General features: G+C 44.0%; 25 protein-coding genes and 2 pseudogenes. 17 read left to right on the plus strand and 10 right to left on the minus strand.

Annotated features, from left to right (window positions below; genetic code table 11):
• Positions 1–546: 546 nt before the first annotated feature.
• From ACEW9J_RS24510 to ACEW9J_RS24530, 5 genes are all read right to left on the minus strand, one after another.
• On the minus strand, positions 547–924 hold the full coding sequence (locus tag ACEW9J_RS24510) for a hypothetical protein (RefSeq protein WP_373547688.1): 378 nt from the start codon (positions 922–924) through the stop codon (positions 547–549).
• Positions 925–1,026: 102 nt separating this feature from the next.
• Positions 1,027–1,644: a signal peptidase I gene (gene lepB / locus ACEW9J_RS24515; RefSeq protein WP_373547689.1), complete on the minus strand. Its 618-nt coding sequence runs from the start codon at positions 1,642–1,644 to the stop codon at positions 1,027–1,029.
• Between the two features lie 77 nt (positions 1,645–1,721).
• Positions 1,722–3,404: an L-aspartate oxidase gene (gene nadB, locus ACEW9J_RS24520; RefSeq protein ID WP_373547690.1), complete on the minus strand. Its 1,683-nt coding sequence runs from the start codon at positions 3,402–3,404 to the stop codon at positions 1,722–1,724.
• 125 nt (positions 3,405–3,529) lie between these two features.
• The gene (gene psbU / locus ACEW9J_RS24525; protein WP_373547691.1) at positions 3,530–3,952 is read right to left on the minus strand and encodes a photosystem II complex extrinsic protein PsbU; all 423 of its coding nucleotides are present in this window, start codon (positions 3,950–3,952) and stop codon (positions 3,530–3,532) included.
• An 86-nt stretch (positions 3,953–4,038) separates the two neighbouring features.
• On the minus strand, positions 4,039–5,193 hold the full coding sequence (locus ACEW9J_RS24530) for an NAD-dependent epimerase/dehydratase family protein (RefSeq protein ID WP_373547692.1): 1,155 nt from the start codon (positions 5,191–5,193) through the stop codon (positions 4,039–4,041).
• Between the two features lie 273 nt (positions 5,194–5,466).
• Between ACEW9J_RS24530 and pdxH the strand changes: the two genes are divergently transcribed.
• Positions 5,467–6,105, plus strand: a complete 639-nt coding sequence (gene pdxH, locus ACEW9J_RS24535) for a pyridoxamine 5'-phosphate oxidase (protein WP_373547693.1) — start codon at positions 5,467–5,469, stop codon at positions 6,103–6,105.
• Between the two features lie 74 nt (positions 6,106–6,179).
• Here pdxH and ACEW9J_RS24540 read toward each other — a convergent pair whose 3' ends face one another.
• Positions 6,180–6,806 carry a phycobiliprotein lyase gene (locus tag ACEW9J_RS24540; RefSeq protein WP_373547694.1) on the minus strand — a complete coding sequence of 209 codons (627 nt, stop codon included), beginning with the start codon at positions 6,804–6,806 and terminating at the stop codon, positions 6,180–6,182.
• A gap of 149 nt (positions 6,807–6,955) precedes the next feature.
• Between ACEW9J_RS24540 and ACEW9J_RS24545 the strand changes: the two genes are divergently transcribed.
• The 4 genes and pseudogenes from ACEW9J_RS24545 (at position 6,956) to ACEW9J_RS24560 (ending at position 10,150) form a co-directional block, all read left to right on the plus strand.
• Positions 6,956–7,387, plus strand: a complete 432-nt coding sequence (locus ACEW9J_RS24545; RefSeq protein WP_373547695.1) for a hypothetical protein — start codon at positions 6,956–6,958, stop codon at positions 7,385–7,387.
• A 308-nt stretch (positions 7,388–7,695) separates the two neighbouring features.
• Positions 7,696–8,274 (plus strand): annotated as a pseudogene (locus ACEW9J_RS24550) (NAD-dependent epimerase/dehydratase family protein); the annotation flags it as partial.
• Positions 8,275–8,312: 38 nt separating this feature from the next.
• Positions 8,313–8,966 carry a 2-hydroxychromene-2-carboxylate isomerase gene (locus ACEW9J_RS24555; protein WP_373547696.1) on the plus strand — a complete coding sequence of 218 codons (654 nt, stop codon included), beginning with the start codon at positions 8,313–8,315 and terminating at the stop codon, positions 8,964–8,966.
• Between the two features lie 149 nt (positions 8,967–9,115).
• Complete coding sequence (locus ACEW9J_RS24560; protein ID WP_373547697.1) at positions 9,116–10,150, plus strand: hypothetical protein; 1,035 nt, start codon at positions 9,116–9,118, stop codon at positions 10,148–10,150.
• A gap of 117 nt (positions 10,151–10,267) precedes the next feature.
• On the opposite strand, the gene ACEW9J_RS24565 is transcribed toward ACEW9J_RS24560, so the two are convergent.
• Positions 10,268–12,934, minus strand: coding sequence for a DEAD/DEAH box helicase (locus ACEW9J_RS24565; protein ID WP_373547698.1), 2,667 nt, complete (start codon positions 12,932–12,934; stop codon positions 10,268–10,270).
• A 189-nt stretch (positions 12,935–13,123) separates the two neighbouring features.
• Between ACEW9J_RS24565 and ACEW9J_RS24570 the strand changes: the two genes are divergently transcribed.
• Together ACEW9J_RS24570 and ACEW9J_RS24575 are read left to right on the plus strand one after the other, a co-directional pair.
• Positions 13,124–13,435: a type II toxin-antitoxin system HicB family antitoxin gene (locus ACEW9J_RS24570; RefSeq protein WP_373547699.1), complete on the plus strand. Its 312-nt coding sequence runs from the start codon at positions 13,124–13,126 to the stop codon at positions 13,433–13,435.
• Positions 13,432–13,848, plus strand: a complete 417-nt coding sequence (locus tag ACEW9J_RS24575; protein WP_373547700.1) for a type II toxin-antitoxin system VapC family toxin — start codon at positions 13,432–13,434, stop codon at positions 13,846–13,848. The genes ACEW9J_RS24570 and ACEW9J_RS24575 overlap by 4 nt, the downstream gene beginning before the upstream one ends.
• Before the next feature lie 113 nt (positions 13,849–13,961).
• On the opposite strand, the gene ACEW9J_RS24580 is transcribed toward ACEW9J_RS24575, so the two are convergent.
• On the minus strand, positions 13,962–14,237 hold the full coding sequence (locus tag ACEW9J_RS24580) for a prevent-host-death protein (RefSeq protein WP_373547701.1): 276 nt from the start codon (positions 14,235–14,237) through the stop codon (positions 13,962–13,964).
• A gap of 141 nt (positions 14,238–14,378) precedes the next feature.
• Between ACEW9J_RS24580 and ACEW9J_RS24585 the strand changes: the two genes are divergently transcribed.
• Together ACEW9J_RS24585 and ACEW9J_RS24590 are read left to right on the plus strand one after the other, a co-directional pair.
• Positions 14,379–14,609: a DUF433 domain-containing protein gene (locus tag ACEW9J_RS24585; RefSeq protein ID WP_373547702.1), complete on the plus strand. Its 231-nt coding sequence runs from the start codon at positions 14,379–14,381 to the stop codon at positions 14,607–14,609.
• A pseudogene (locus ACEW9J_RS24590) lies at positions 14,606–14,708 on the plus strand (DUF5615 family PIN-like protein); the annotation flags it as partial. The gene ACEW9J_RS24585 and the pseudogene ACEW9J_RS24590, both read left to right, overlap by 4 nt.
• A gap of 104 nt (positions 14,709–14,812) precedes the next feature.
• On the opposite strand, the gene ACEW9J_RS24595 reads toward ACEW9J_RS24590, so the two are convergent.
• Entirely contained in the window at positions 14,813–14,989 is a 177-nt protein-coding gene (locus ACEW9J_RS24595) for a hypothetical protein (RefSeq protein WP_373547703.1), read from the minus strand.
• A 100-nt stretch (positions 14,990–15,089) separates the two neighbouring features.
• On the opposite strand from ACEW9J_RS24595, the gene ACEW9J_RS24600 reads away from it, so the two are divergent.
• From ACEW9J_RS24600 to rpoD, 4 genes are all read left to right on the plus strand, one after another.
• Complete coding sequence (locus ACEW9J_RS24600) at positions 15,090–17,708, plus strand: protein kinase (RefSeq protein ID WP_373547704.1); 2,619 nt, start codon at positions 15,090–15,092, stop codon at positions 17,706–17,708.
• A gap of 185 nt (positions 17,709–17,893) precedes the next feature.
• Positions 17,894–19,426 (plus strand): bifunctional phosphoribosylaminoimidazolecarboxamide formyltransferase/IMP cyclohydrolase, encoded by a 1,533-nt coding sequence (purH, locus tag ACEW9J_RS24605; RefSeq protein ID WP_373547705.1) that lies wholly within the window; start codon positions 17,894–17,896, stop codon positions 19,424–19,426.
• A 151-nt stretch (positions 19,427–19,577) separates the two neighbouring features.
• Complete coding sequence (locus ACEW9J_RS24610) at positions 19,578–20,516, plus strand: NAD(+) kinase (protein ID WP_373547712.1); 939 nt, start codon at positions 19,578–19,580, stop codon at positions 20,514–20,516.
• Between the two features lie 893 nt (positions 20,517–21,409).
• Positions 21,410–22,552: an RNA polymerase sigma factor RpoD gene (gene rpoD / locus ACEW9J_RS24615; RefSeq protein WP_373547706.1), complete on the plus strand. Its 1,143-nt coding sequence runs from the start codon at positions 21,410–21,412 to the stop codon at positions 22,550–22,552.
• A 181-nt stretch (positions 22,553–22,733) separates the two neighbouring features.
• Here rpoD and ACEW9J_RS24620 read toward each other — a convergent pair whose 3' ends face one another.
• Positions 22,734–23,141, minus strand: coding sequence for an Npun_F0494 family protein (locus ACEW9J_RS24620; protein WP_373547707.1), 408 nt, complete (start codon positions 23,139–23,141; stop codon positions 22,734–22,736).
• 245 nt (positions 23,142–23,386) lie between these two features.
• Here ACEW9J_RS24620 and ACEW9J_RS24625 point away from each other — a divergent pair, with 245 nt between their 5' ends.
• From ACEW9J_RS24625 to ACEW9J_RS24640, 4 genes are all read left to right on the plus strand, one after another.
• On the plus strand, positions 23,387–23,575 hold the full coding sequence (locus ACEW9J_RS24625; RefSeq protein ID WP_373547708.1) for a hypothetical protein: 189 nt from the start codon (positions 23,387–23,389) through the stop codon (positions 23,573–23,575).
• A gap of 261 nt (positions 23,576–23,836) precedes the next feature.
• Positions 23,837–25,150, plus strand: coding sequence for an ISL3 family transposase (locus ACEW9J_RS24630; protein ID WP_373547709.1), 1,314 nt, complete (start codon positions 23,837–23,839; stop codon positions 25,148–25,150).
• A 437-nt stretch (positions 25,151–25,587) separates the two neighbouring features.
• The gene (locus ACEW9J_RS24635) at positions 25,588–25,923 is read left to right on the plus strand and encodes a hypothetical protein (RefSeq protein WP_373547710.1); all 336 of its coding nucleotides are present in this window, start codon (positions 25,588–25,590) and stop codon (positions 25,921–25,923) included.
• A gap of 103 nt (positions 25,924–26,026) precedes the next feature.
• The gene (locus ACEW9J_RS24640; protein WP_373547711.1) at positions 26,027–26,326 is read left to right on the plus strand and encodes a hypothetical protein; all 300 of its coding nucleotides are present in this window, start codon (positions 26,027–26,029) and stop codon (positions 26,324–26,326) included.
• Positions 26,327–26,530 lie beyond the last annotated feature (204 nt).

Raw genomic sequence — 26,530 nt, forward strand, 5'->3', positions numbered from 1 at the left:
CAATACACGAACCATGCAAATCTGAACCCAGCACAAGCAAAAGAGCAATCTAAGAATATCGAGAGCTGTATGCGGTGAAAGCCGCACGTACAGATCGAACAGAGAGGGGCGCAGGATAATACCTGCCCTCGACTCTACCAACCTAAGTTGCCACAGATAGAACTCATTTGGAATCTTCTAGTGAGAAGCTAATCGGCAGGCGATGTATACTTGCGGGTTTCGGATGTTTCTGGTGTGGACAGAACCCCGATCTGGGGGTTCCGACCCCCAGACCCCCCGTTGAGGAGCGGAACGCCGCCCCTCAAACTCCCCTGCGTATGGATGGCTTGTGTGCTAGCTTGGAGCGGCATTCACTCCACTTTAGATTTTAGTTGGAAGTTGTTTGACTAGAATTTAGTTTAGGAATGAATTTCACTGATAGAGGCTACGCCAACGAGACAGCGAGGTTTTTAGGATGGGATCTAGATCCCATTCTAAAAACCCAATTATCAATTATCAATTACTTGTACTGAGCGTAGTCGAAGTATCAACTATCAATTAATTCACTTACTCTTCCCAAGAGTCCAAATCCAGTGCAGGCGAACCACCTCGATCGAGTTGCCTAAACACCACCTTGAGTTGAAACCACAGCAAGATCGCGATTAATACCGTCAATGGCAGTGCGATACTATATGACAGCCAAGTCGGAAATCCGAAAATCTCCAAGCCAGCCGAGAGAAAGAAAATAATCCCCACGCAAATTCCGAGAAAGGGCAATCGTAAGCTGATGTCGTCACTGTTGGCTAAAATCACGTTGTTACGATCTGCCGACCAAGTTTTGACATTGCGCCGGAGAGTACTATCGAAGGCTAAACCGCAAGTGATACCAGCAAATAAGCCAGCAAATAAAATGAAATATGGTGGATCTTGGGGAAAGTAATACATGAGGTAGGGGTAAAGAGTAGGAGAAATATGGGAATCGAGTTTAAATCTCTATTTCAACGAGCGGTAATTAATTATCGGTCTTTTTTGTCGAGATTTAAAGATTTATCTCATCCCGCCCAATCGTTCCAACGGCCAAAAGCGGAAACAAGCATGTCCGATAATATTCGCTCTAGGTAAGAAACCCCAAATGTGGGAATCATTGCTATTGTTGCGGTTGTCACCCATCACAAATACTCGATCGGGCGGTACGACCATCGGCGACATGGCATAATTAGGAGCCTCGGCGATATATGATTCGGTCAATAACTCTGGTTTGTGCAACTTCTCCCCTGGAGTATCGATATAGACACGACCATCTTTGACTTCGATCGTCTCACCAGGTAAGCCGATGACTCGCTTGATAAAAGCTTGATCCTGGCGGTAGCCTAGCTCCTGCAACTGCGGCGGCGGTACAAAGACGACAATATCTCCCCGTTGGGGTGGATGGCTGTAGTAAGAGAGCTTTTCGACAATTAAGCGATCGCCGATCTCCAAGGTGGGTAACATCGACTCTGAAGGAATATAGCGCGGCTCGGCGATAAATGTCCGAATAAAAAAAGCCAATCCCAATGCTAGTAATAAAATTGTGATGTTTTCGCCCCATTTTTGCCACCATTGCACCAGTAGGGGCTGAGGTGCTGTCGAGTCTGGACTTGATTGCTCTGGTGGATTTGGATTCATGGATGAGGTAATAACGCCAAGCTGAAAGTATTGCTTCTATAGCAATCCTAAATCATTTACGAAGTCAAGATCGCCTGCTAAGTCAATGAGTCAGATTTAAACCAACAATCTCCTAATACTAAGGTATGTAATTGCCAGTTTGGATCGATCGCGGGGAAGTCAGTTCGATAATGCCCACCGCGACTTTCAGTTCGCATCAACGCACCAGTTAAGATCGATCGGCCGATGTCTAATAAATTCCGAGTTTCGCCCCAGGTACAGAGATCTCGCTCTGATATTTCTGCTGGTAAAGTCAGAGATTGTGGTGGTAAAAGTTGGGTGATTAGCTGAGTAATGGGTAAGTCATTGAATTCTGATTGCAAAAAATTGACTCGATCGATCGCCAGCTTGAGACTATTTTGTTCGCGACAAATACCAGCAGCTTGCCACATCAATCGCGGCAATTCTTGACGGATAGATTGGACTCGATCGAGCCAATCAGCGGGATTATTAGTTATTTTTTCGCTCCAATTCAAGTGCAAGGATGCGGTTAAGTTAGGATCGATCGCTAAATTGTCTACTAGAAATTGAGGTTCAATGGAGATTTTGCTCAACTGAGCACCAAATACCACGCATTCTAGCAGCGAATTACTTGCCAAGCGATTAGCTCCATGTACTCCCGTGCTAGTAGTTTCGCCTACGGCATAGACTCCAGGAATACTGGTACGTGTCATCAGATCTGTCTGAATTCCGCCCATCCAATAATGCGCTGCTGGCGCAACTGGAATCAACTCGGTGAGAATATCAATTCCCCAATGCTGACAAACTTGAATAATATTTGGGAATCTATGCCGAATTTTTGCGGCGGGAATCGGACTGAGATCGAGCCAGACACAGCCTTTGGCGGGGTCGGGGCTGTGTTTGAGCAAATGACTGAAGATCGCCTGACTGACGACATCTCTGGGGGCAAGTTCTCCGGCAGGATGATAGTCAAAGGTAAACCGATAACCAGTATCGTCTACTAAATGAGCACCTTCACCACGTACGGCTTCACTAATCAGAAATCTGGGCGCACCCGTTTTGGTGAGCGCGGTAGGATGAAACTGCACGAATTCAAGATCCCGCAACAGTCCCCCCGCTCGATGTGCCATCGCTACGCCATCGCCAGTACTGACTTCGGGATTGGTAGTCTGTGCGTAAACCTGTCCGCCACCACCTGTCGCCAAGACGACGGCGGTAGCTCTCACCCAAGTAATTTGTCCCTGATAGAGGAGACTAATTCCCTGACAGGCTCCTGCTTCTAACCACAGATCTAGGGCAAAAGCATGGGTGAGCACCGTAATATTTGGTTGTGCCAACACTCGATCGGCTAAAGTACTAACTAAGGCTCTACCAGTTGTATCCGCCGCGTGTAGCACCCGTGGACGAGAATGAGCAGCTTCGAGAGTCAAAGCTAGTTTTTGACCCACTCTGTCGAATCCTACCCCCAGATCCACCAGTGATTCAATACACGCCGCAGCATGGGTGACTAAAAATTCCACCGCATCTCGATCGCATAATCTTGCCCCCGCCCGTAAAGTATCAACAATATGCAGATCTACTGAGTCTTGCGGATCTACCACTGCGGCAATCCCTCCCTGCGCCCAATCACTCGCTGATAGGGGTAAACTAGCCTTGCTGACGATTGCTACTCTCAGCTCGGCTGGTAAACACAGTGCTGAGTACAAACCAGCCGCTCCAGCTCCCACAACGATGATATCAAAGCTGGTAGGTAATGACATAACTGTGAAGAACTCAAATAGGATTGCTATATTACCATTATCATCAAGATCGCTCGGATAAAAAATCCCACCCTAAATCTGGGTGGGTAGTGAAAGTAGATGGGAAGTTACCAATTGTCAATTAGTTAGTAATAGCCATTGTTATACCGATCGCCACCTTCATTAAAGGTATCATCCGCAGAAGTCAGCGTAAATTTGTCGAGGTTGGCGTTGAGCATTTCTTTTTGCTTTTCGCTCAAACCAGGAATATTTAGCACCTCTTCTACAGTCTTGTAGGGCGCATTGTCCACTACTTTGCGTGCGAGGGTAGGATAAAGACCAGGATACTTGCGAAACGATCGAACGTTAGTATTGTTTAGATCGATTTTCTTACCAAATTCTGTGCCTAATTTACTATCAGCACTATTGCGGATGACTTCTCCAGTTGCTGGGGAGCTTGCCAAGATCGTGGAGGTATTCCAACTAGCCGCCATTGATTGGGGTACGATCCCAACTAAACAAGTCAAGCAGAGACTAAAGGCAACGAGCAGACGGGCAAACCGTTTCATAAAATATATTTTTCCTAACACAGCTTCTTAATTCTCCATTATTTTACCTCAATTTAGGCATTAGGGATGAGGCTTTAGCCTAAAGCCTAACACCGTTTCCAGCTCACATTGGGCAAGATTTGCGATCGATCGACACGATAGTGATACTTGATGGCAAAATTGAGGAGGGAATCTAGGAGAGAATCTGACAGAAAGTGCGGTTGGAGTCCGAGATTGAGCAGATTGGTATTTTTGGGATTAAAGTAGTGTGATTCTGCTTCGATACGGGGATTTTCCAATGTTTGGATATCCACATCTAATCCCAGCGTAATCGCGGCTTGCTTGACTTTTACAGCCAGATCGCTAATGGTAAATAGCTCGGTAAACTGGTTAAAGACACGGAATTCCCCTGGTTTGGCGGGAGTTTCGATCGCTAGTTCTACGCATCTAACTGTATCGCGAATATCCAAGAAGGCGCGAGTTTGTCCACCCTTACCATAGACTGTCAGTGGATGTCCGATCGCGGCTTGAATGCAGAACCGATTTAGAGCCGTGCCATAGATGCCATCATAGTCGAGACGGTTGATGAGCATTTCATCCATCCCTGTCTCTTCCGTCAACACCCCATAGACAACCCCTTGATTGAGATCTGTTGCCCGCAAGCCCCAAACTTTACAAGCAAACTGGATATTGTGACTATCATGAACCTTGCTCAAGTGATAAAAACTACCTGGCTGCTTGGGATAGGGTAATGTATCAGTACGACCATTATGTTCGATCGTGATGTAGCCTTCTTCGATATCGATATTTGGCGTACCATATTCGCCCATCGTCCCCAGTTTGACGAGATGACAATCAGGGAAATCATCGCGCAGTGCGTATAACAAGTTGAGATTACCCACCACATTATTGACTTGAGTGAGTACCGCATGTTCTCGATCGATCATCGAAAATGGTGCCGAACGCTGCTCTCCAAAGTGGACGACAGCTTCTGGCCCAAATGCTTTTAGGGACTTTTGCAAGAAGTCGTAATTATTGATGTCCCCAATAAATAACTCGATCTCTTTACCAGTTAATTCTTGCCATCGTTTAATCCGTTGATGGATGCTGGATATCGGTGTAAGTGTCTCTACGCCTAGTTCTAAATCCCAATGCCGCCTAACCAAGCTATCCAAAATCCCGACATCATACCCCCGGTTGGACAGGTACAGCGCAGTTGCCCACCCACAATAACCATCTCCGCCAATCACCAGGACTTTCATAAATACAAGAATAGAGTTATTAGTTTTACGAGCCAGTATTCGCTCAATGTATCAGGACAAGGGCAAACAGTAAACCACGATCGCTAAAAATTCAGATTTAGAGCTGGCTCATTTGTCGCGCTCAATGAGCGATCTAGCTGAAATCCCGATCGGTAACATTTTACGACTACACGCGCTCGATCGACTATAAAATTAGTCTCGCTCTGGAAATATTTTACCTACAATAGTAAAACTAGCTAAATTAGGCAAGCTCTGCTTCCCAACTCCTCCCCCATGACTAAAGTTGCTGACTTACGCAAAAATTATACCCAGGCTGGTTTACTAGAATCAGATCTTGTCGATAACCCCTACCAGCAGTTCCAAATCTGGTTCGAGCAAGCTGTCGCTGCGGATATATTAGAACCCAATGCGATGACTGTCGCGACTGTGACAGCGGAGGGCAAACCTTCAGCCAGAATCGTGCTGCTCAAAGATTTTGACGATCGCGGATTTGTATTCTATACCAATTACAACAGTCAAAAAGGCGTAGAGCTGCAACAGTGTCCTTATGCAGCGTTAGTCTTCCTGTGGGGCGATTTAGAGCGTCAAGTTCGGATTGAGGGTAAAACAGAGCTTGTCTCAGAATCAGAAGCTACCAGCTATTTTCACAGCCGTCCAGCTAGTAGTCAACTAGGTGCTTGGGCATCAGAGCAAAGTACGATTATTCAAGATCGATCGATCCTCGAACAAAGACTACAGCAATTAGCAACCCAGTACCAAGATACCGCGATTCCCAAACCCCCTCACTGGGGTGGCGTACGTGTGATCCCCCAAGAAATCGAGTTTTGGCAAGGTCGCCCCAGTCGGCTCCACGACAGGTTACGCTATCAATTAGTAGCCGGAAAGTGGCAAATTGACAGGCTCTCACCGTAATTAGTTGATAGTTGATAGTCGATCGCTAAATTCACTATTCACCATCCACCATTCACTATTTACCATCCACCACTCTAAGATTTCTGCTCCAGCCCAAACCCAACTAAATTAATCACTGTCGGAACTACACCTGGTTGAGGGCGTTGGTAGGTGACGATCGTTCGGAGTCGAGTGGTGAGAGAGATCAGCCGCAATTGGTCTACGGCGACCGATCGACTGTAGTATGTGACTAATTCTAGAGTTTGCCGACTGGGTAGATAAGTAAATCGACCAGTAATCGCACCACTCTCGGAATAGCCTTCATCCCGAAGATATAGCCCTCTGACTACTTCTGCACTACCAAGAATTTCGGCAGTGAGGGGAGTCGCTGGAGCGAGTGGATCTGTGGGTAGGAGATGAGGCGCGACGATCGATCGCTCTGGTACAAATAAAGCCTTGAGATTCATCGAAACTCGATCGCCTTTTTCAGATACTGTATCAAAGCCGATCCTAAATCCTGGAAATCGATCGACCTCACTCAATACCACACTTTCAACTGGTAGGGAAGCTGAAGTAATTTGATGTTTTTCGGCAGATGCCAATGCCGCTACGCTAAATACTGTCACCGAACGCTCTACTTCGTTTTGCAGTGGGTAGTGATAAGTCCGTTCGCTGTTCCAAGTACCGACACAAGCTGAAAAAAAGTCTTGAATTTCTAGCATTTATCTGACGCTTATCTTGATGATATACTATATGAATAACAATTAATTATTAACATGGCAATTCTTAGCAAAAGTTAAATAATTCAGGGATAAATTAACAAATATTCATTTGTTGCTTATAATCGAATTATCTCATTTCAAGCTAAAAAATGGAATCAATCCAACAACAAATCGGTAACTTGACACGCAAGATCGATCGAGTTTATCAAATCGTCGAGCGATTGGATCGGCATGTGTTTCAAGATTTAGCTCCTCAGCTCGTTGAGACACAGACAGTCACCGAGTACCCTCTCGATCGCTATCATAGCAGTAGAAATCCTCGACGACTGTCATCATGGATCGATGACAGCAACAATGGATCTGCGCTGGCTGCTGGCTATAACTATTGGCACAATCCGACTCAATGGGGGTCTGGGCAGGATGTTTCGATCGACGATCGCGGTATAGAGATTACTTGCCATCAGATCGAACAAGATTTGTCACCTCAAGTCCAAATCCAGCGACTAACCGCGCAACTGACGGCTGCATACAATCGAATTGCTGCTTTGGAAGAACAGTTATTAGCCAATCGGCGGAAGTAGGCTTGTTTCCCTCCGCAGATACTCCCTTCCCACTCAAGAAATAGACATTCACCATTCACCATCCACCCCCTACCCTAGATGTCTAATTTGACACTGAGAAGGGAATAGATACTTTAGACTAATATTTTACTACTATAGAAGCATATGGTATTCTGATGTGAGTAAGCTCGATCTCAATCGACATTCATCGTCTTTTGCGATCGTCAATATCTTAATTCTAGTGCTGCCTATTAGCGAACCAGATATTTAGCTATTTGCTTCACTAATTAATTTAAAATACCAGCTATTGTATATACAATTATGAACCGATGAATCAAAATTTTTTGGTGACTGGCGGTGCTGGCTATATCGGTTCTCACACTGTCAAGCAATTAGGTGAAGCCGGATACGATCTGGTTATCTACGACAATTTATCCACAGGATCTACTAATGCCTTGACTTATGGCAAGTTAGCCTTGGGAGAGTTAGCCGATCGACAGCAGCTATGTCAAGTTTTTGCAGAACATAACTTTGATGCAGTTTTACATTTTGCTGCGAGTATTTCTGTTCCCGACTCGATCGTTAAACCGCTCGATTATTATGCCAACAATACAGCCAATACTCTAAATTTGCTGCATTGCTGTCAGCAATTTGGCGTAAATAAATTGATCTTCTCTAGCACTGCGGCTGTGTATGGACAACCAGCAGTCAACCCAATTACCGAAGACACCGTTCCACAACCGCTCAATCCCTATGGCAGTTCCAAATTGATGAGCGAACGGATCGTTCGAGACTATGCCAGTGCTGCCGATTTGAGGTACATAATTCTGCGTTACTTTAATGTCGCTGGTGCTGAAATTGGCGATACGCTGGGACAAACTGGCAAAAAAGCCAGTCATCCGATCGAAAACAGGCGAAGCAGTTTACACATGAAGACAAATTTTTTGTGTTATCGACGATCGAGCAACAAATGAGAGCAGCAGCAAATATTGACTTTTACTACTCGATCGGCAGCCGTTATTCATATCTTGCATCTACTCAAATCGCTACTCTCAAAAAAGCAACTGGCTGTGATGTCGAATGGCATCCCATCAATAGCGTGAGGCTAATTAATCAGCGTGAAAGTAGTCCATTTGAGGGGGAACTTTCTGGACAATATGAATGGAATTATCGCGAACTCGATGCCAAGCGATGGGCTAAATTGTACGGAGTCCCCTATCTTGAACCGCGTGGACGAGTGCATTTCGATTCAGAGCTGCTGGCACGGGCGTGTATAGCAGCCAAGCATTTTGGCAAGGTAGCAGAATATAGTCGCTTGCTATTTGCAGCAATGTTTCAGGATTCTCGATCGCAAATTGATGAGCGAGAATCTACTCTTCGGGCTGAAGCCTGTGGAATTTCGGCGATCGATTTTGATGTTGCTTTGAGGGCACAAGAAACGATCGCCCAGAGCGATGCCACAATCGATCGTGCTGTTCATGCCGGAGTATTCGGTGTGCCGACATTTATTGCTCATGGCGAACTTTTCTGGGGAAACGATCGACTCATTCTATTACGTCACTACCTTAAATCTCAGCAAAACATTATTCCATCGACTTAGGCGATGTTTGAAAAGTTGTGTAGGTTGGGTTGAGGAACGAAACCCAACTATCCCATAGATTGATTGGGTGGGTGTTGGGTTTCACATTCATTCTACCCAACCTACAAATCTCTGATACAACAATTCTTTAGACTAGTAGCACATAGCAGATGATAATTGAATATCCAGATAGTGAATTTGTGAGACTATCCCTAGCTCTTAGCTCGAAAACAGATCCAGAAATACTGGCATACCTGGCAGCCAGTGAAAAGCAAAGTGACAAGATTTGTGTAGCTATCGCTAGAAATATCAATACGCCAATTGACTCTTTAAAGAAATTGATAGGTTGGAAAGCAGAAGAGGATGATGGCGATTACCCTCATATTGCTGTTACCAAAGAGGTTCTTAATAGTCCAAGGATTTCAGCTAGTTTTCTAGAAGAAATAGTAGATAAATATATCGATTGCGGCTGGTCTGATTTGATTAGAGAAATTGCTAAATTACCTATACTTTCTTCAAAAATAATAAATAAGCTTGCTGAAAAATCTGATGCTCACTCAGGAATAATTCAGCATAATATCACTCAAAAATCCCCTGAAATATTGGCTAAAATAGCATATCACTGCAATAGCAAAAATATCGCTCTAGAACTTTTGAAAAATCCTTTGGCTGGAACTACAACAGTGGAGTATCTGGCGATTTATCCAGATTTTCAAGTGAGGAATGCTGTCAAAATTCATCCTAATGTTTCACAAAAAGCATTAGATTTAGTCCTATTTTTGCGAGGGAAGCCAGGAACTCCTGTAGATTTGTTGAATGAAATATGTGAAAAACCTATTAATGATAAGCGAATTTATATTTGGCGGCTACTGACAAAATATCCGTATACACCAGAAGCTATTTTGGATAATTTAGCGCAATATAAATACTATGATGACTGGGTTTGCAAAGAAATTGAGGGAATCGACGACCCTCTTATTTTCCGCAATCTTATCTATCATCCTAATACTTCATCTCAGTTATTAAGAAAGATGGCTGATATTGTCGCACAAAGCAAAGATAGCTATGACAAGAAAATTATTAATGAAAGAATTACGGGGCAATATATCTTCGACAAAGAAGTTGTTAAAATTGAATCAGAAATAACAGGACACAGATATAATCAAAATTTAGATGAAGATGAGCGAGATGTAATACCATTTTGATTTTGAATGTCGATTATATTGCCACTATAAAGCTGCCACTTGCTCAGACAAACCAACCAAATTGATTCGATCGATTGCATAAATCGTATTACAATAATTCTCAGATCGTGTGACTAGTTAGGCGATCGATTCATTGATTGGGAACCTGTCAATCAACTGCACTGCCCGTCGAGCATTTAGCTGTAATGCGTTGCTAACGTGCGGTACATAGGGAATCTGCGACAATAGATCCACCGTGCGTCGTAACATCCGCACAATATCGCCCTCATCTAGATTTGTGTTACTACACAACTCCGTCCAAGATGTCTCCAACGCCCAGTGTTCGACAATTCCCACCAGCTCGTACTCCATCCAGACTGGAAGTGCTACCTGATAGCGACGTTGGATTTGAAATAGTTGTCTGCGGGAGCCGCGTAAACCACTCAAAGTCATCACTACCTCATCAGCCGGATCGTAATTTGTCCAACTATCAGAGCGTGGTGTTTCTGATACCAATGCACAGATCACCGCCGCCAAATGCTGGGGATCTAAACCATCTAAATAACCAGACATCACAGCTAAAGCAATCCATAGCTCATTGTCCCCACGAATTGCGGCTGCTGCTTCGCCAATCCGCGTCGGAATCACCCCTTGCAAGCCATTAACTTGACGCAATACCTCAATCAGATTGAGAAATTCTTGCCAATGTCGATCGAGTTGCGTCTGTAGTGCATCCTGGAGATCCTGAATTTCCTGTTCGAGTACAGCTTGACGGCGATAGCGTTTGAGTAAAGTAGCTGGATTTCCCCATCCCCACACAGGATGATTTTCTAACTTCTTCTTCAGTTCGCTGACGATTTTAACTTGTGCTGTTAATTCGGCTGTCGCTGGCGGTTCGAGATTGGGAATGCTCTGGGCAATTTCCGCCGTCAAGCTCATCCCTTTGCGGACTTGTCCAGGTTTTAAAGGCATATCCGCAGGTGGTAACAGCGAAACCACTTGGGGAACGCGCTGTTTGCCGCCATATTCCGACCAATGCTTGTGTACGGCAACGACATCTTGATGATTGATAACGTACCAGCGGTTATCCTGTCCCAAACAGACTAAGGCAGGTTTGTATCCAGATCCCGCAATTTTGCTGACGAGTACTGCTGGTAATGGTGTGGCGACAGGGACATGTTTGCCCTTGAGACTGAGAATCGTCCCTGGGAAAGCGGTTGGCAATTGTTTGGTGACTTGGGTGGCTTGAACTTGTTCGGTATAGAGTTGAAGATTTTTAAGTTGATTTTGGTCGAGTTTGAGTTGGGAATGAGACGTTTCATAGTCAGCTAATACGTCTCCATCTACCTTACTCAAAGCTTCTTGAAGATGGCTTAATTCTTGCTTGATATCATTGACTCCCTGCTGTTGCGGTAGCAGATGGAGAGTTTTGGTAAAATGCCCGAAACTGCGTTCGACGAGTTCTCTAGCTTCTTCTAGGGTATGGGTTTGGAGCAGGTTCAATACCATCCCATAAGTAGGCGTAAATTGACTCACCAGCGGATCGGGTGATGCGGTTGCAAAATCACTTGCCTCCTTCGCGCCTTCAAATCTAGTCTGAGTAGCCACCACATAGCCCACCACGTCCTTACCACGTCGTCCGGCACGTCCAGCCATTTGCAAGAATTCTGAAGCTGTCAGGAGGCGATGTCCTTGGTCTGTGCGTTTGGAGAGACTCGAAATAACTGTCGTCCGAGCGGGCATATTAATCCCTGCTGCCAGAGTTTCGGTAGCGAAGACGACTTTGATCAAACCTTGGGTAAACAATTCCTCAACTAGCACTTTCCAAGCTGGCAAAATTCCCGCATGGTGAGCGGCAATCCCTTTATAAAGTGGTTCTACTTGTCCAGCCCGCGCAGCTTCAGGATTTTTGTCGAGAAATTCATCAATGCGGATTTTTAGCCGAGCCGACTCAGCCGGAGTGACTAATTGGAGAGTTGCCATATCAGCGACGGCTTTATCGCAGCCGCGCCGACTGAAGATAAAGTAAATCGCAGGGAGCATTTCGCGTTCGGCGAGCTTGCTGACGACAAACCCGATACTAGGGATATCTTCAGTTTTGCGGCTACCTGTGGGACGATGGGATTTGAGTTTGGGATTGAGTTTGGCGGTATTTGGATCGAGTAATGGCAGAATCCCTTTGGGGTTGACAAAGTGAAACTCCAACGGAACGGGGCGATAGTCAGAATAAATCAGTTCGGTACCACCGTGGACGGCACTAATCCAGTCGGTTAATTGTTTACTATTGGCGACGGTAGCGGAAAGGGCGACGAGTTGGATGTGTGGGGGACAATAGATAATCGATTCTTCCCAGACTGTGCCGCGCTGCTTGTCATTCATGTAGTGGCATTCATCTAGCACCACCGCCTCGACACCCATCATCGACGTACCAACTTCACCGATGCGGGTACCGTAGAGCATATTCCGAAAGATTTCGGTGGTCATCACCACTATCAGAGCGTCCCGATTGATAGAGATATCGCCCGTGAGCAGTCCGACATTCTCTTCACCGAATTCGGCACGAAAGTCGCGATATTTTTGATTGGAGAGGGCTTTGAGCGGGGTAGTGTAGAATACTCTGCGTCCCTGTTGAAGAGCGCGATGAATGGCATACTCACCGACGAGCGTTTTACCAGAACCTGTTGGGGCGCAGACTACCACTGATTTTCCTGCGTTGAGTGCGTCTATCGCCTGAAGTTGAAATCTGTCGAGTGGAAATGGGAAGATCTCTTTTAGTTGTTCGGTAGTAATAGCAGAGGTGGTCATAGCGTTTAACTTCACAGACGGTGGCGCGAGGCTAGATTGTGGCGATAGCTAAGTCTCGATACTCTCTAGTATATTCGGAAATTCCGATCGGGCGCGACTTCAAGTGGCTTGCGCGACTTCAAGTGCCCGATCTCGATTTGGGTTTAAGCTAGAGAGGAGAGCAATCTAATTAGCAGAATTCTAACAGGGATGCAATATCAAATTTTTGTCGAAAGTCGTGGAAGGCATTTTATAGCATCAGTAATTGGAATGCCGACGATTTCGGTAGATGGATTTACAGAAGTTGAGGCAATATCTAAAGTCAAAGCGGCTCTAAATTCACGGTTATCTAAAGGTAAAGTGGTCACAATCGAAATTGCAGAGCCTCAAGAAATCGATCGTAAATCTATTAGTCCAATGCAACATGCTGGGATTTTGGCAGTAGATCCAACGTTTGATGACTGGATGGAAAAGCTAGCAGACATTCGTCGATCGGCTAACGCGATCGATGATGAAGTATGACCGTGTATATACCAGATACCGACCATCTCAGCTTGTATGGACGCAATCATCCAGCACTAATCGAGCGATTGCAAGCCAATGCAGTTAACTTAACTACTACAGCTATCAATGTAGAGGAACAGTTGCGCGGTAGGCTTGCCCAAGTATCAGATGTAAAAATGGGTGTGTCTCTAGCCAATGCCTACAGATGGCTGTCTGAAACTGTGAAGCTACTCTCAGATTTTGAAGTTTTGCAATTTACAGAACAAGCGCAGCTAATTTATCAAGAATTTAAAACACAAAGTATTCGAGTAGGTACTCAAGATTTGCGGATTGCGGCGATCGCGATCGCCCACAATGGAGTATTGCTTTCTAGAAATTTACGAGATTTTGAGAAGCTCCCAAATTTAATGATTCAAGATTGGACGGTATAGGGACTGATGAGACATTTTTGGATATGTTTCTTAACGCTCGATCGAGTGAAAATAGGAAGATATTTTTTTAGTTATTAGGTCGGAACAGCAGAGACTATCGTAGATTTTAACTCTCATCCGTCAGCATCCATTACAGCCAACCGCTGAAGTTCGGCTGTGAAAATCTCCATGCCAACCATGCGTGAAGTAGATAGATCGGTTTGGGCTTGCTGACCGAGTGCGATATCTTCTAACCGTTCTAGTCGATCGATTAACCGATCGTAGTTTTCAACTGACATAATCACATAACTAGATTGAGATTCAGCAGTTAGGAGTACAGGCTCACTCTCAGCTTGATGCAAGGCTTGGCTATCGGTATTTTGGATAGCAGTTACAGAAAAACGCCGCATTTTAACACCATCTTCAAAAGCATTTAACTATCGTAACCTATATGTTATCGAAATTTTTACCGCAGTCGTTCCCAATAGGTCAGGTGTGAGCGTGTTAAGATCGATTGAAATTTAGATATTGGGCAAGGCAAAATTTATCTTATGAACTATCGAGATTACATTACGATCGAACCAAATAAACGTAGTGGTAAACCTTGTGTGCGCGGCTTGCGGATTACAGTTTATGAAGTGCTAGAATATTTGGCTTCTGAGATGACCGAAGCAGAGATCCTCGAAGATTTTCCCGATTTAACGCGGGAAGATTTAAAAGCTTGTATTGCTTATGCGGCAGATCGAGAGCGTCGATTGATGACTGCTCCAATAGTTGCATGAAATTACTTTTCGATAAAAATTTGTCGCCAAAGTTACCACTGCGGTTAGCAGATATTTTCCCAAATTCGCTGCACGTTCGAGATGTAGGGATGATGTACTTTACCCGCAGTCTTGAGTGCGACTTTGGCGAATTCAAAATTTTGGATGTCTTCACCAAACCAAACGACATGCGGACGTAGCTGACTCTCTTTCTCACATTTATCTCAAAGTTGAATACTGCGCTCGCCAATCGGATATATTAGAGAGCTATCGATCGAGCTTCTAGCCTTAGTGATTTCCCCATGAGCGTGAATTATATTCGATGAGCCAGCTCGTTCGTGGAGACTGATGCCAGCACCTGAAAAAATGACTACTCGATTTGGATCGATCGGTTGTGACATACTTTATTGGCTTGAGATTAGATAAATTGCTCGATTTTGTCCTGATTTATAGCTTGGGAGCGAGTATATCGTAATGTCTAGTTATTAACTACTTCAGCAGATGACTAATCGCTCAGTTAACTTCTCATTCTTGGCTGATATTGCTCCCGACTTGGATCTCCTGCATTGCTTTGCACATCAAGCGGAGAAATACCTGCATTCAGATCCGAACAGTTGTCTGATTAAGATCCGCCAGTTTGGTGAGTTACTAGCTCAGGAAATTGCTGCTAGAAATGGTGAGTCGATCGATCGAGGTGAACCTCAGGAGAGTTTACTTCGGCGATTAAGCATGAATGGTATTTTAAAGCAGAATTCAATCGATCTTTTTCATCAGATTAGAAAAGAAGGCAACCGTGCTAATCATCACGGTCTAAGCGATTATAACCGAGCTTTGAGAGTTTTGAAATATGCCCACCAGCTTGCCTGCTGGTTTTATCACACCTATGTAGACCAATGCAATTTTAATACATTTGCACTGCCGCCAGATCCAGCAATTGAATGGGAGAAAACGGCTCAAGAGTTATCTTCTATTAGAGAAGTAAATCAAGCATTGGCAGATAGACTAAATGAAAAAGAGCTTTACTTATTATCAGTAAAAAATAGTGAAGGAGATGAAGTCGAGAAACAACTTGCAGAAATCGAAGAATTAAAACAATTACTAGCGGAAGAGCTACGAGAAAAAGATGCTGTTACCAAACGACTTGAAGAAATAGAGCAACAGGCTATGCTGATGACTCCAACCGAGAAACACGCAACGATTATTAGATCGCACCAACAAGAGGAAAATATCATGGCACGAGTTAAAATTGATGCGTTAGAAGTTGGCACCTTACTACGAGATCGGTATGAAATAGTAAAGCAGCTTGGTATAGGAAGTTTTGGCGTTACCTATATTGCAAATGACAGAGACTTTCCAGGTCAAAAAGAGGTCGTAATTAAACAGTTTAATCCTATCAATGTCGAGCAAAAGAGTATAGATATTGCACGAGCTAAATTCACGCAAGAAGCTGAATACTTAGATAAACTCAATAATGATTATATTCCCAAGGTATCTGCTCAGTTTGAGGAAAATGGTCATTTGTACATAGTTCAGGATCTCGTAAAAGGAGTAATCCTTTCCCAGGAATTAAAAGCTGGAGAAAAGAAAAACGAAGATTACATCAAGAAACTACTTGTTGATATACTTACACCTCTAGCCTACGTTCATGAAAAGAATATTATTCACCGAGATTTGAAACCAGATAATTTGATTCGACGTAATGATGATGGCAAGATATCATTAATTGATTTTGGGGCGGGAAAAGAGGTAGTCAATCAACCAACTAGTCAACCAGGAACGACAATCGGCACTCCAGGCTATATGCCTCACGAGCAGCTCGTTGGTCGTCCAAGAATGAGTAGTGATATATATGCTGTGGGTGTCATTGCGATTCAAGCATCTACTGGTATCAATCTATCTCAACTTTCGTTCGATCTTGATGAAAATCTAATTTGGCAAGATCTTGCACCAGATATTAGTTTGGAGCTAAAAAATATATTAAGTCAGATGGTTGAATATGACTTCAACAAACGGTACAAGAATGCCACTGAAGCTTTACACATCGTGACGCTTCTAAGGACAGAAGAACAGACTAAAGATGAAAGGTTAGAACAAGAGGCCAAAGCTAAAGAGCTAGAAAAAGAGGCTGAAGCTGAAAGGTTAAAAAAACAGGCTGAAGCTGAAGAGTTAGAAAAACAGGCTGAAGCTGAAAGGTTAAAAAAAGAATTAAGAACCAAGCATTTTAAAATAATAGGTTCTTTAGTTGGTTTAGTAATTCTAGGTATAAGTATTAAGTCCTGGGACTATTTGACAAAGCCTAAAATTAGTAACAGCACAATTACTGTCGGTATTCTCACAAACCCAGCCGATTACCGAGAGCTTGGTGATTACTTACGAAAAGAGTTAGTACCAGCTAACTACTTCGACTATCTCCAGGGCAAACAGGTTGGTATTATTATCGAAGGCGATAGAAGCTTATCTTATCAAGAAGTGAAAAAAAGGTTAGCTGCTAAGAAATGGGATATTATTTTTGCTAGATCTCCGATGATTTCTAGATTTTCTCAGAAACAGAGTTACTCTTATTTAGCCGGAATGTTTCCAGGTAAGCCAAACTATCAGTCTGGAATTTTTGTCAAAGCTAATAGCCCAATTCGATCGATCAATGATATAAAATTAAATACAGTGGTGGCATTAGGTGATTTTGGTTCAGCATCTAAATTTTACATGCCCGCTTATGATTTATATGGCAAAACGTTCAAAATTGCTCGTAGTGAATCACCAATGAGTATGGTTACACAAGGTAAAGCAGAAGTTGGTGTAGAAGCTATCGGCGATAAGCTCAAATCCAACAACTCAGAGTTCAGAATCATTCATACAAGCCGTGCCATTCCAGGTAGTGGAGTGTACTTGTCGCCTCAACTTGCGCCAGAACACCAACAGATCCAGCGAGTTTTGTTAGCTGCTCCAAAGAGTATCAGGGGTATAAAAAAAGCAAACTATGGTGGTGATGTACCTGAACCAAATTATACCGAATTTGACAAGATTATCGATCGAGTTGACTCGATTAGAGAATGCGTCGATTTTGAGAAAAATCCTGTTAATCTATTTTGCGATCGGCCTGCTACCAAGTTAAGTAAATAAGTTTTTCTGCTTCCTTTTCGACGTTGGAGTCCAGCCATTCGATCGAGCCAGGATCGTGGACACCTTGGGAAACCAGGGCGTAACAATGTTATTAGTATTAGTAATAACATTGTCTGGGCAGCATTGGAGAATCACCCCAAACCCGATATACTAACCACTAGCCGTCCCTCACTCCGCACTAATATATGACTCGTTTCGCACTCCTGAGTGTATCTGACAAAACCGGACTGATTGAATTTGCCCGTCAATTGGTCGAAAAATTTGATTTTGAGATTGTCAGCAGTGGGGGTACCGCTCAAGCTCTCAAAGCCGCAGGGATTCCCGTGATGAAAGTGGCTGAATATACGGGTGCGCCGGAAATTTTGGGCGGACGCGTGAAGACTTTGCATCCGAAAATACATGGGGGGATTCTTGCGCGTCGAGATCTACCCGAACATTTAGCAGATCTAGAGCAGCATCAAATCCGCTCGATCGATCTAGTCGCAGTTAATTTATATCCCTTCGCGGCGACCATTAGCAAGCCTGGAGTCAGTTTAGCAGATGCGATCGAACAAATCGATATCGGTGGCCCCGCGATGCTCCGCGCTTCAGCCAAGAATTTCGCACATTTGACAGTATTATCCAATCCCGATCGCTATGATGATTATCTCGCCGAATTAACCAAAAATAACGGACAAGTCTCGATCGAGTTCCGTCAAGCTAGAGCGTTAGAAACCTTCCAACATACCGCCGCTTATGATACCGCGATCGCTGGCTATTTGGCAGCCCAAGCAGGTGAAAGCACAAATTATCAAATTTCTGCCCAACCACTCCAATCGCTCCGCTACGGCGAAAATCCCCACCAACCAGCCGCATGGTATCAGACAGGGGCTGTCCCCACGGGCTGGACGACTGCCAAAATTTTACAGGGCAAAGAACTCAGTTATAACAATCTCGTCGATTTAGAAGCAGCACGGCGGATTATTACGGAGTTTAATGATACTCCCGCAGCGACGATTATCAAACATAACAATCCCTGTGGGACAGCATTGGGCGATACCTTGCTCGAAGCATACGATCGAGCTTACAATGCCGATTCTACTTCAGCCTTTGGCGGAATTGTCGCTGTCAATCGCCCGATTGATGCCGATACCGCATCATCGATGATCGAAACCTTCCTCGAATGTATCGTCGCACCTGAATGCACCCCTGAAGCCGCAGCCATCTTCGCCACCAAAAAGAATTTACGCGTTTTAACTTTGGCAGATTTAGCTACAGGTACCACAGATAATGTCAAAATTATTGCAGGTGGAATGCTAGTTCAAACTACCGACGAAGCGATCGAAACTACCACAGATTGGCAGGTAGTCACCATCAAACAACCAACCGAACTAGAATTACAAGAACTCTTATTTGCTTGGAAAGTTTGCAAACATGTCAAATCAAACGCGATCGTCATCACCAAAGATCGCGCTACCATTGGCGTAGGTGCAGGACAAATGAACCGTGTCGGTTCGGCTAAAATCGCCATCGAACAAGCCGGAACCAAAGCTACAGGCGCAATCCTCGCCAGCGACGGATTTTTCCCCTTCGACGACTCCGTACGCACCGCCGCTGCTGCCGGAATTACCGCGATCGTTCAACCTGGTGGTAGTATGCGCGATAATGACTCGATCGCTGCTGCGAATGAATTAGGCATAGTGATGGTGTTTACAGGTGTTCGACACTTCTTGCACTAGATAGTGGATGGGTGGATGGGTGGATGGTGGATGGTGAATAGTGAATTTGGACGCTTGCGTCCTTTGTGCTAATTTCCCAGTCTCCCCTGTCTCTGCCCTTACCATCCACCATCCACCATCCACCATCCACCATCCACCATCCACCCATCCCGTGCAACTTCAAAACGTCATCATCGCCCATAAAGCCGGAGATCGCGGTAGCCGCAATTTAGCTGAAAGAGCTGCCAAACAGCTCGAACAGATGGGTTGCCATGTGATGATGGGGCCGAGTGGAGCCAAAGACAATCCCTATCCCGTCTTTCTCGCCTCCACCAGCAAGCCGATCGATCTGGCGATCGTCTTAGGTGGGGATGGTACCGCACTCACCGCAGCACGGCATTTATCCCCCGATGGCATCCCCATTTTAGCTATCAATGCAGGTGGACATCTGGGCTTTCTCACTGAGCCGTTAGAACTATTTAATAGTGAATCACTCATCGACGGTGAAACAGTCTGGGAGCGACTCACGGGCGATCGATACGCGATCGAGCGGCGGATGATGCTCCAGGCACATATCTATGATGGCGACGACAGAAATGCCGAACCAGATAGCGAAAAGTTCCTCGCTCTCAATGATATGTGCATCAAGCCCGCAGCAGCCGATCGGATGATTACTTCTATCCTAGAAGTCGAAATCGATGGCGAAATTATCGATCAGTATCAAGGCGATGGATTACTCGTCTCCACCCCCACGGGTTCTACTTGCTACAATGTCTCAGCCAATGGTCCGATCGTCCACTCTGGCATGGCTGCAATCACCATTGCGCCGATTTGTCCTTTGAGTCTGTCTAGTCGTCCGATCGTGATTCCACCAGGCTCTACGGTCAGTATTTGGCCATTAGGTGATTACGAACTCAATACTAAACTGTGGAATGATGGTGTCCTAGCTACCTCAATCTGGCCAGGGCAGAGGGTAGATGTCCGCATGGCAGATTGTCAGGCAAAGTTTATCATCCTCCGCGATAACTACTCCTACTACCAAACCCTCCGTGAAAAATTGCTCTGGGCAGGTTCGCGGATTCGCTACGAGCATCACCATACCAGGAATTAGAGTCTAACGATTGCATAGAGAAGAGTATCAATTTTTACCCTATTTTTGTGAGAAATGCTATGTTAGCAACTAGTCACTATTAAATTAATCGCCTAAAACTACCGAACATCTCGTAATTACTACAAATTTCAGCAAATTAACGCACGATCGTTGCGTGAAATTGGGTGGGCAAAGCGAAACTAAACAGTTAGACTGTGGATTGAGTGGGAGAAATAATTCCTAGTGATGTTCTTTTCCCAATCGAGGCTGATGCTGAAGCAGACGCTTTTATGAGGGGAGATACCAACGAATCGATCGTGTTGGCGTAATGCCATAGGCACAACGTCTCTGCAAGAGCATCGAAGACTCTGGATCAATCTCGCTAGCGAAGTTGACTATCTAACTAATCATTAAAAATGCGTCTTTAGTTGCCAAGCGCAAGCTTTGCAGAGCGGCACATACATTAGCCAGATGAATATCGCCCATTAGTAAAATTTATTTAACCTCGGCTCAAACACCTGTCGCGCTCGTCAGAGTAGATATCGAGCCTCACGATCGGGATCTTTAGTGAGGAAACATTCGATCGACGTGCAAGCTGGGAAATTTGAATTATGAGAGTGAAGTGTCGATAAATTGATATTTTAATTAACAATCGAAACTGGCAGAAATTTTAATAAGAGCTACAATCAAAAGGGCTTTCCTAAATCAAGGATACTCTCTCGATCGAAGGCTATTAATTAGCGACTGTTCGAGATTAACATTTCAGCAAGAGTAACTCCTAGAGATTATTTTTCTGGGGCGGCTACGCCAACGCGCTCAATTGTTAAAAATATGCAAATAATACAATTATTTCTTTCTGAAATATAGTACTTACATTAGTTGATTGTTCTAGACAGAAGTAAGAGGACCCACACATGACCCAGACTAAAGACATGCTCGCAACCTTAACGACTAAAGACTCCGATACCGAGTTAGAACTACTGCTCGATGAAGATGTTGATGCTGACGATTTTGCTGCTGAATCCGACGGTGAATCTGATGTCGAAGACGAGGATGGCAAGCTGGGGAAAGTGAAAGCCTCCCGCCGTCGCGTTCAAACTAAAAAGAAACAATTTACAGAAGACTCAATTCGGCTCTACCTCCAAGAAATTGGTCGAATTCGCCTCCTGCGCGCTGATGAAGAAATCGAACTAGCACGGAAGATCGCCGATCTGCTCGAATTAGAGCGGATGCGAGAGAAACTCCTCAATGAATTGGATCGCGAACCGAACGATCGCGAGTGGGCGGAAGTTGCCGCGATGCCGCTCAATCAGTTTCGCCATCGGTTATTTTTAGGCAGACGCGCCAAGGATAAGATGGTGCAGTCGAACCTCCGATTGGTAGTTTCGATCGCCAAAAAATACATGAATCGCGGTCTTTCTTTCCAGGATCTAATTCAAGAAGGCAGTCTCGGTTTAATCCGCGCTGCTGAGAAATTCGACCACGAAAAGGGTTATAAATTCTCAACTTATGCCACCTGGTGGATTCGTCAAGCAATTACCCGCGCCATTGCCGATCAATCACGCACGATTCGTCTTCCCGTCCATTTGTACGAAACTATTTCACGGATCAAAAAGACCACCAAATTGCTTTCTCAAGAAATGGGACGCAAACCCACAGAGGAAGAAATTGCCACGCGGATGGAAATGACGATCGAAAAACTGCGGTTTATCGCCAAGTCTGCTCAGTTACCAATCTCACTCGAAACACCAATTGGTAAAGAAGAAGATTCCCGACTGGGTGACTTCATCGAAGCTGATGGCGAAATGCCAGAAGATCAGGTATCCAAAACTTTGCTGCGTGAAGACTTAGAAGGAGTACTCGATACTTTGAGTCCTCGCGAACGTGACGTTTTACGCCTGCGTTATGGTTTGGATGATGGACGGATGAAAACATTGGAAGAAATCGGTCAGATATTTAATGTTACCCGCGAACGCATTCGCCAAATCGAAGCTAAAGCTCTCCGCAAACTACGTCACCCCAATCGCAATAGTATCCTCAAAGAATATATTCGTTAGGTTAATCGATCGTGCATTGCTAGCTACCAACCAGAGAGTTTAAGTAGTCACCTAAAATCCACCATTTACAAAGATGGTGGATTTTTGACGATCGCAATAGCAGTTCTCAAGCTTCAACTACATTCAGGCAAATCGCTATCAACTATCAACTATCAACTATCAACTATCAACTATCAACTATCTAAAAAGGGAGCCGGAACCAACGCGCACTTAGATTTCTGAAACGATCGATCGCACTTGCTGGGGCTAATGTACCACCCGCCGTTTCCCATTTCTCGATTAATTCCAACCCCAGTGGTGTCAACCGAAAACTATCAGTTAAACCTTGTCCATCCACTTCCCGCCGCAACATCCCCACTTGAATCAGCCAACTAGTTGCTGTCTCGACACTCAACTCCGAAAGCGGGTAGCGCGTGTAACCAGATTGAACGCCCAGATTGCCAGCCAACTTGGGTACCGATACACTTTCCCAGCGCATTTTGGCAAACAGAGCCAGATGAAAAGGCGCACACCGCAAAGCGATGTCAGCACGATCGATCGTTTTGGCTGGATAGGAGATAATTTTGCCAGGAGTAGGAGTAGCAACCACGATCGCAATACTAAATAAAAATTACTACATCTATTGTAACGTTTCGGTCGATCGTACTGAGATAAATGGCTGATGATCTCGATCGACTAAATGTGGAAAACTATGGAAGCGGCAGCAATTAAATTTTCAGCAACGATCCACATCACAGTTGAGATCTTAAATTTGCCATTAGCGAGGTTTTCTTTCAGGCTGACATCTGCCGGAAGTTCTCTCGATCACAGTCCACTTCACCCACCCAAACGATCGTGTCTAGCGGCGAAACACCCAAAGTCCCTTTTCCTTGGTCGGCATTTTTGAGTCAGCCAGTCTTCAATCACAGACGCAAGCTCATTCTCAATCCCACAGTATTTAGACAAGTATATCAAGTTCGCCTGCTCGAAAGTTGTCTTCAGAAGCAATTACCATCTACTAGCTCTCGAAATATAAGTAACTAGAGCTTTATAAATTACCCCTACTTTTTTGAGATCGATATTGTTGTGTGAAAGTGGCTCTCCTTCTCTTAGGGTGATAAGTAATGCTTATTTAAATAATTTTCGCTCTGCTTAAATTATTTAAATAAGCACTGTCTTTTGTCTGGAACCATTCAACACAGCCTAATCTAGATTAGTTACTAATTTTCCTTCAAGTACTAAAACAGCTCGGTGAAGTTAAATGGAGTAAAATATTATCATAATTATATTTACTCTACTTTGAATATGAATTTAAATATAGAGAATTTCTTGAATTTACCAAAAATCAAGGTTGTGGGTGGTGGACAAATATCTGATTTTTACGCACTACAGCTACAATTCACAAATGAAGGAATCAACTGTCCCCACTGCCAAAAATATTTAGATGCTCTTCATCAAATTAGACATATTTTAGTGAGAGATCTATCAATCTGTGGAATGGAAGTGTATTTGAAGGTGCCCAAACGAAGGTTCTATTGTCGTCACTGTCAAAAATATACAACAGAACAAGTAGCATGGCTAGATTCAAAACAGCTACTCACAAACAGATTCAAGGAATACATCTATATAAGAGTGAAAGAATTGACTGTAGAGCAAGTGAGTCGAAGCGAAAACTTAGGGAGCAAACAAGTTCAAAAAATTTTCAATGAACTTTCTAAAATAGAAATTAAAACCCAAGACTGGGGAATGCCAAAGCGACTAAGTTTAGATGAGTTTAGTAAGAAGAAAGGTCAAGGAAAATTTGCAACTATTCTTACGGATTTAGATACAAGCTCTTTGTTGGAAGTAATAGACTCGCACAAAAGTGACGATATTATTACAATCTTAAAGCGGATACCTCAAGCTATGAGAGAGCAAGTAGAGGAAGTTTCTGTGGACATGTGGGGCGGTTTTCCAAAAGTGATTAGAGAAGTCTTCCCTAATGCGAAGACTGTGATAGATAGATTTCATGTTCAAAAGTTAATTAACAAGAATCTGAATACAATTCGACTCAAACTAGAATTGAAAGGCTTGAAGAATAAAAATTTGCTAATGACAACACAATCAAAATTAACTGCTTTAGAAAAAATACAATTAGAATTAATGCTTCAAACTTCTCCAATCCTAAGAATTGCTCATGAATTAAAAGAGGACATCCTAAAAATCTACAATAGCAACATCACACCAAATTGGGCAATTAAAAAGATGAAGAAATGGTTGGCATCAGCCAGAATTATCTTGGGGAATGCTGCGGAGACTCTGAATACGCACCTAGAGGATGAAAAGTTTGTCGAATTGCTTCATCGATTGGGTTTAGGGGATCCCCCCAATAATGAAAACGTTGCCGACACGATTTATGGTGTCCTCTTAATCATGCAAAAAGAGATTGCAGGAATGGGCGGGCTGACCGAAGAATTAGTGAAGGAATTCGTTGATGAATTTTATATTTTATATACGCTTAAATTGGCAAAAGGTTTGAATTCGATCGAATCCGTGTCTGGAAACGTAACAATCGACAATATTAAAGAATCAAAAAGAGAATTGGTAGCAATGTTTCAAAGTTACGGGTACAGTATTTGAAATCTGTATACCAACTGTCGATTCTTTCTTTTCATGGACTGCGATCGTGATAGGCAATACGAACGCACCTATCTATCTATCGCGATTACCTCCGAACCATTTTTTATTGCCTAAAAACACTCAAGTTTATCATACCTTCTAAATGTGAGGAAGTCGTGAGTTATTTACAGTATATTTTCGATTTAATTTAATAAAATTAGCGACTCAAAGCTTATATAGAAGCTAGTTACATCTCTCAATTCAGAGTAGTTCTTTGCACGATAGATTCGTGGAATAATATAGCAATTAATACTGTATTATTCTGTTTCATTAAGATATCTTCATCTACGTCTTTAGAGAGAGTACTTTAAAGTTTAGATCGATTAAATTGAAAATATAGTCGATTAATGAAGTTCTAAGTTCGATCGACCCAGACTTTACATCTTGAAACTAATTTTATGAAGAAGCTAATTTTGCTGGCACTGGTATGTACGGGATTCGCAGTAACTACGCCCTTGACGGCACATGCACTAGATTCCGAAAAAATCGCTCAGTACGATCGCGACCAGTATCCTAACAACCAATATCCTGACAACCAGTATCGTAACAACCGAAATCGCGATCGGCAGTTTTCTGTTTATTATCGCAACCGTAACGATCGCCAGTGGACTTTTGAGGGAAACCACGACAATCGTCGCGATGCCCGACGTGCTGCCAACAGATTGGAGCGGCGTGGGTATATCACCTACGTTCAAGTCAGTCGAGAAGTCAATCGTGGCATGAATCGAGGCTAATATCCGAAATTGAAGGCGTTGGCTTCTGCTCAGGCAGAGGCTACGCCAACGGCTGCACCAATGCCTGACACCAAAATTTGAGGTAACAAGTTTTGAGGTCAAAGTGGCGGTTGCTGACTCCCAAAAACTGCTCAGTCAGGGGATGAATGTGATAACTGATTTCCAAGCTGGTCAATTAAATCAGGTGCTGATTGTGCCGACGGCGGCGATCGTCCAGGAGAAAACAGCTCAGGGTGTATATGTGGCAAAACCAGGCGGCGATCCGGTATTTACGCCGATTGTGGTTGGGATGACTGTTAACAATAAGACTGAGGTTAAGTCTGGGTTGACTGGGAACGAAAGAGTTTTACTCAGTTTTCCTGCCGGAACTCGCAAGGTAACTCCGATTACAGGTGGGGGTTGACGATAGACAGCCGGAATCCACATTCTCCGAAACTACCATTTATGGATACTTGAATTCATGCGTAGATCTACCCACCCCACCCTACGGGCACCCCTGTCTTGTAAAGGTGCTCCACTTGGGGAAACAAGCGACGTTTTGGGGGGAAGCTTCCCCCCAAAAGCTCGCGCCCCAAGACCGCACTTTCCGCTCCCAAGAGGGGATTTT

Source organism: Chamaesiphon sp. (assembly GCF_041737865.1).
GTDB lineage: Bacteria > Cyanobacteriota > Cyanobacteriia > Cyanobacteriales > Chamaesiphonaceae > Chamaesiphon.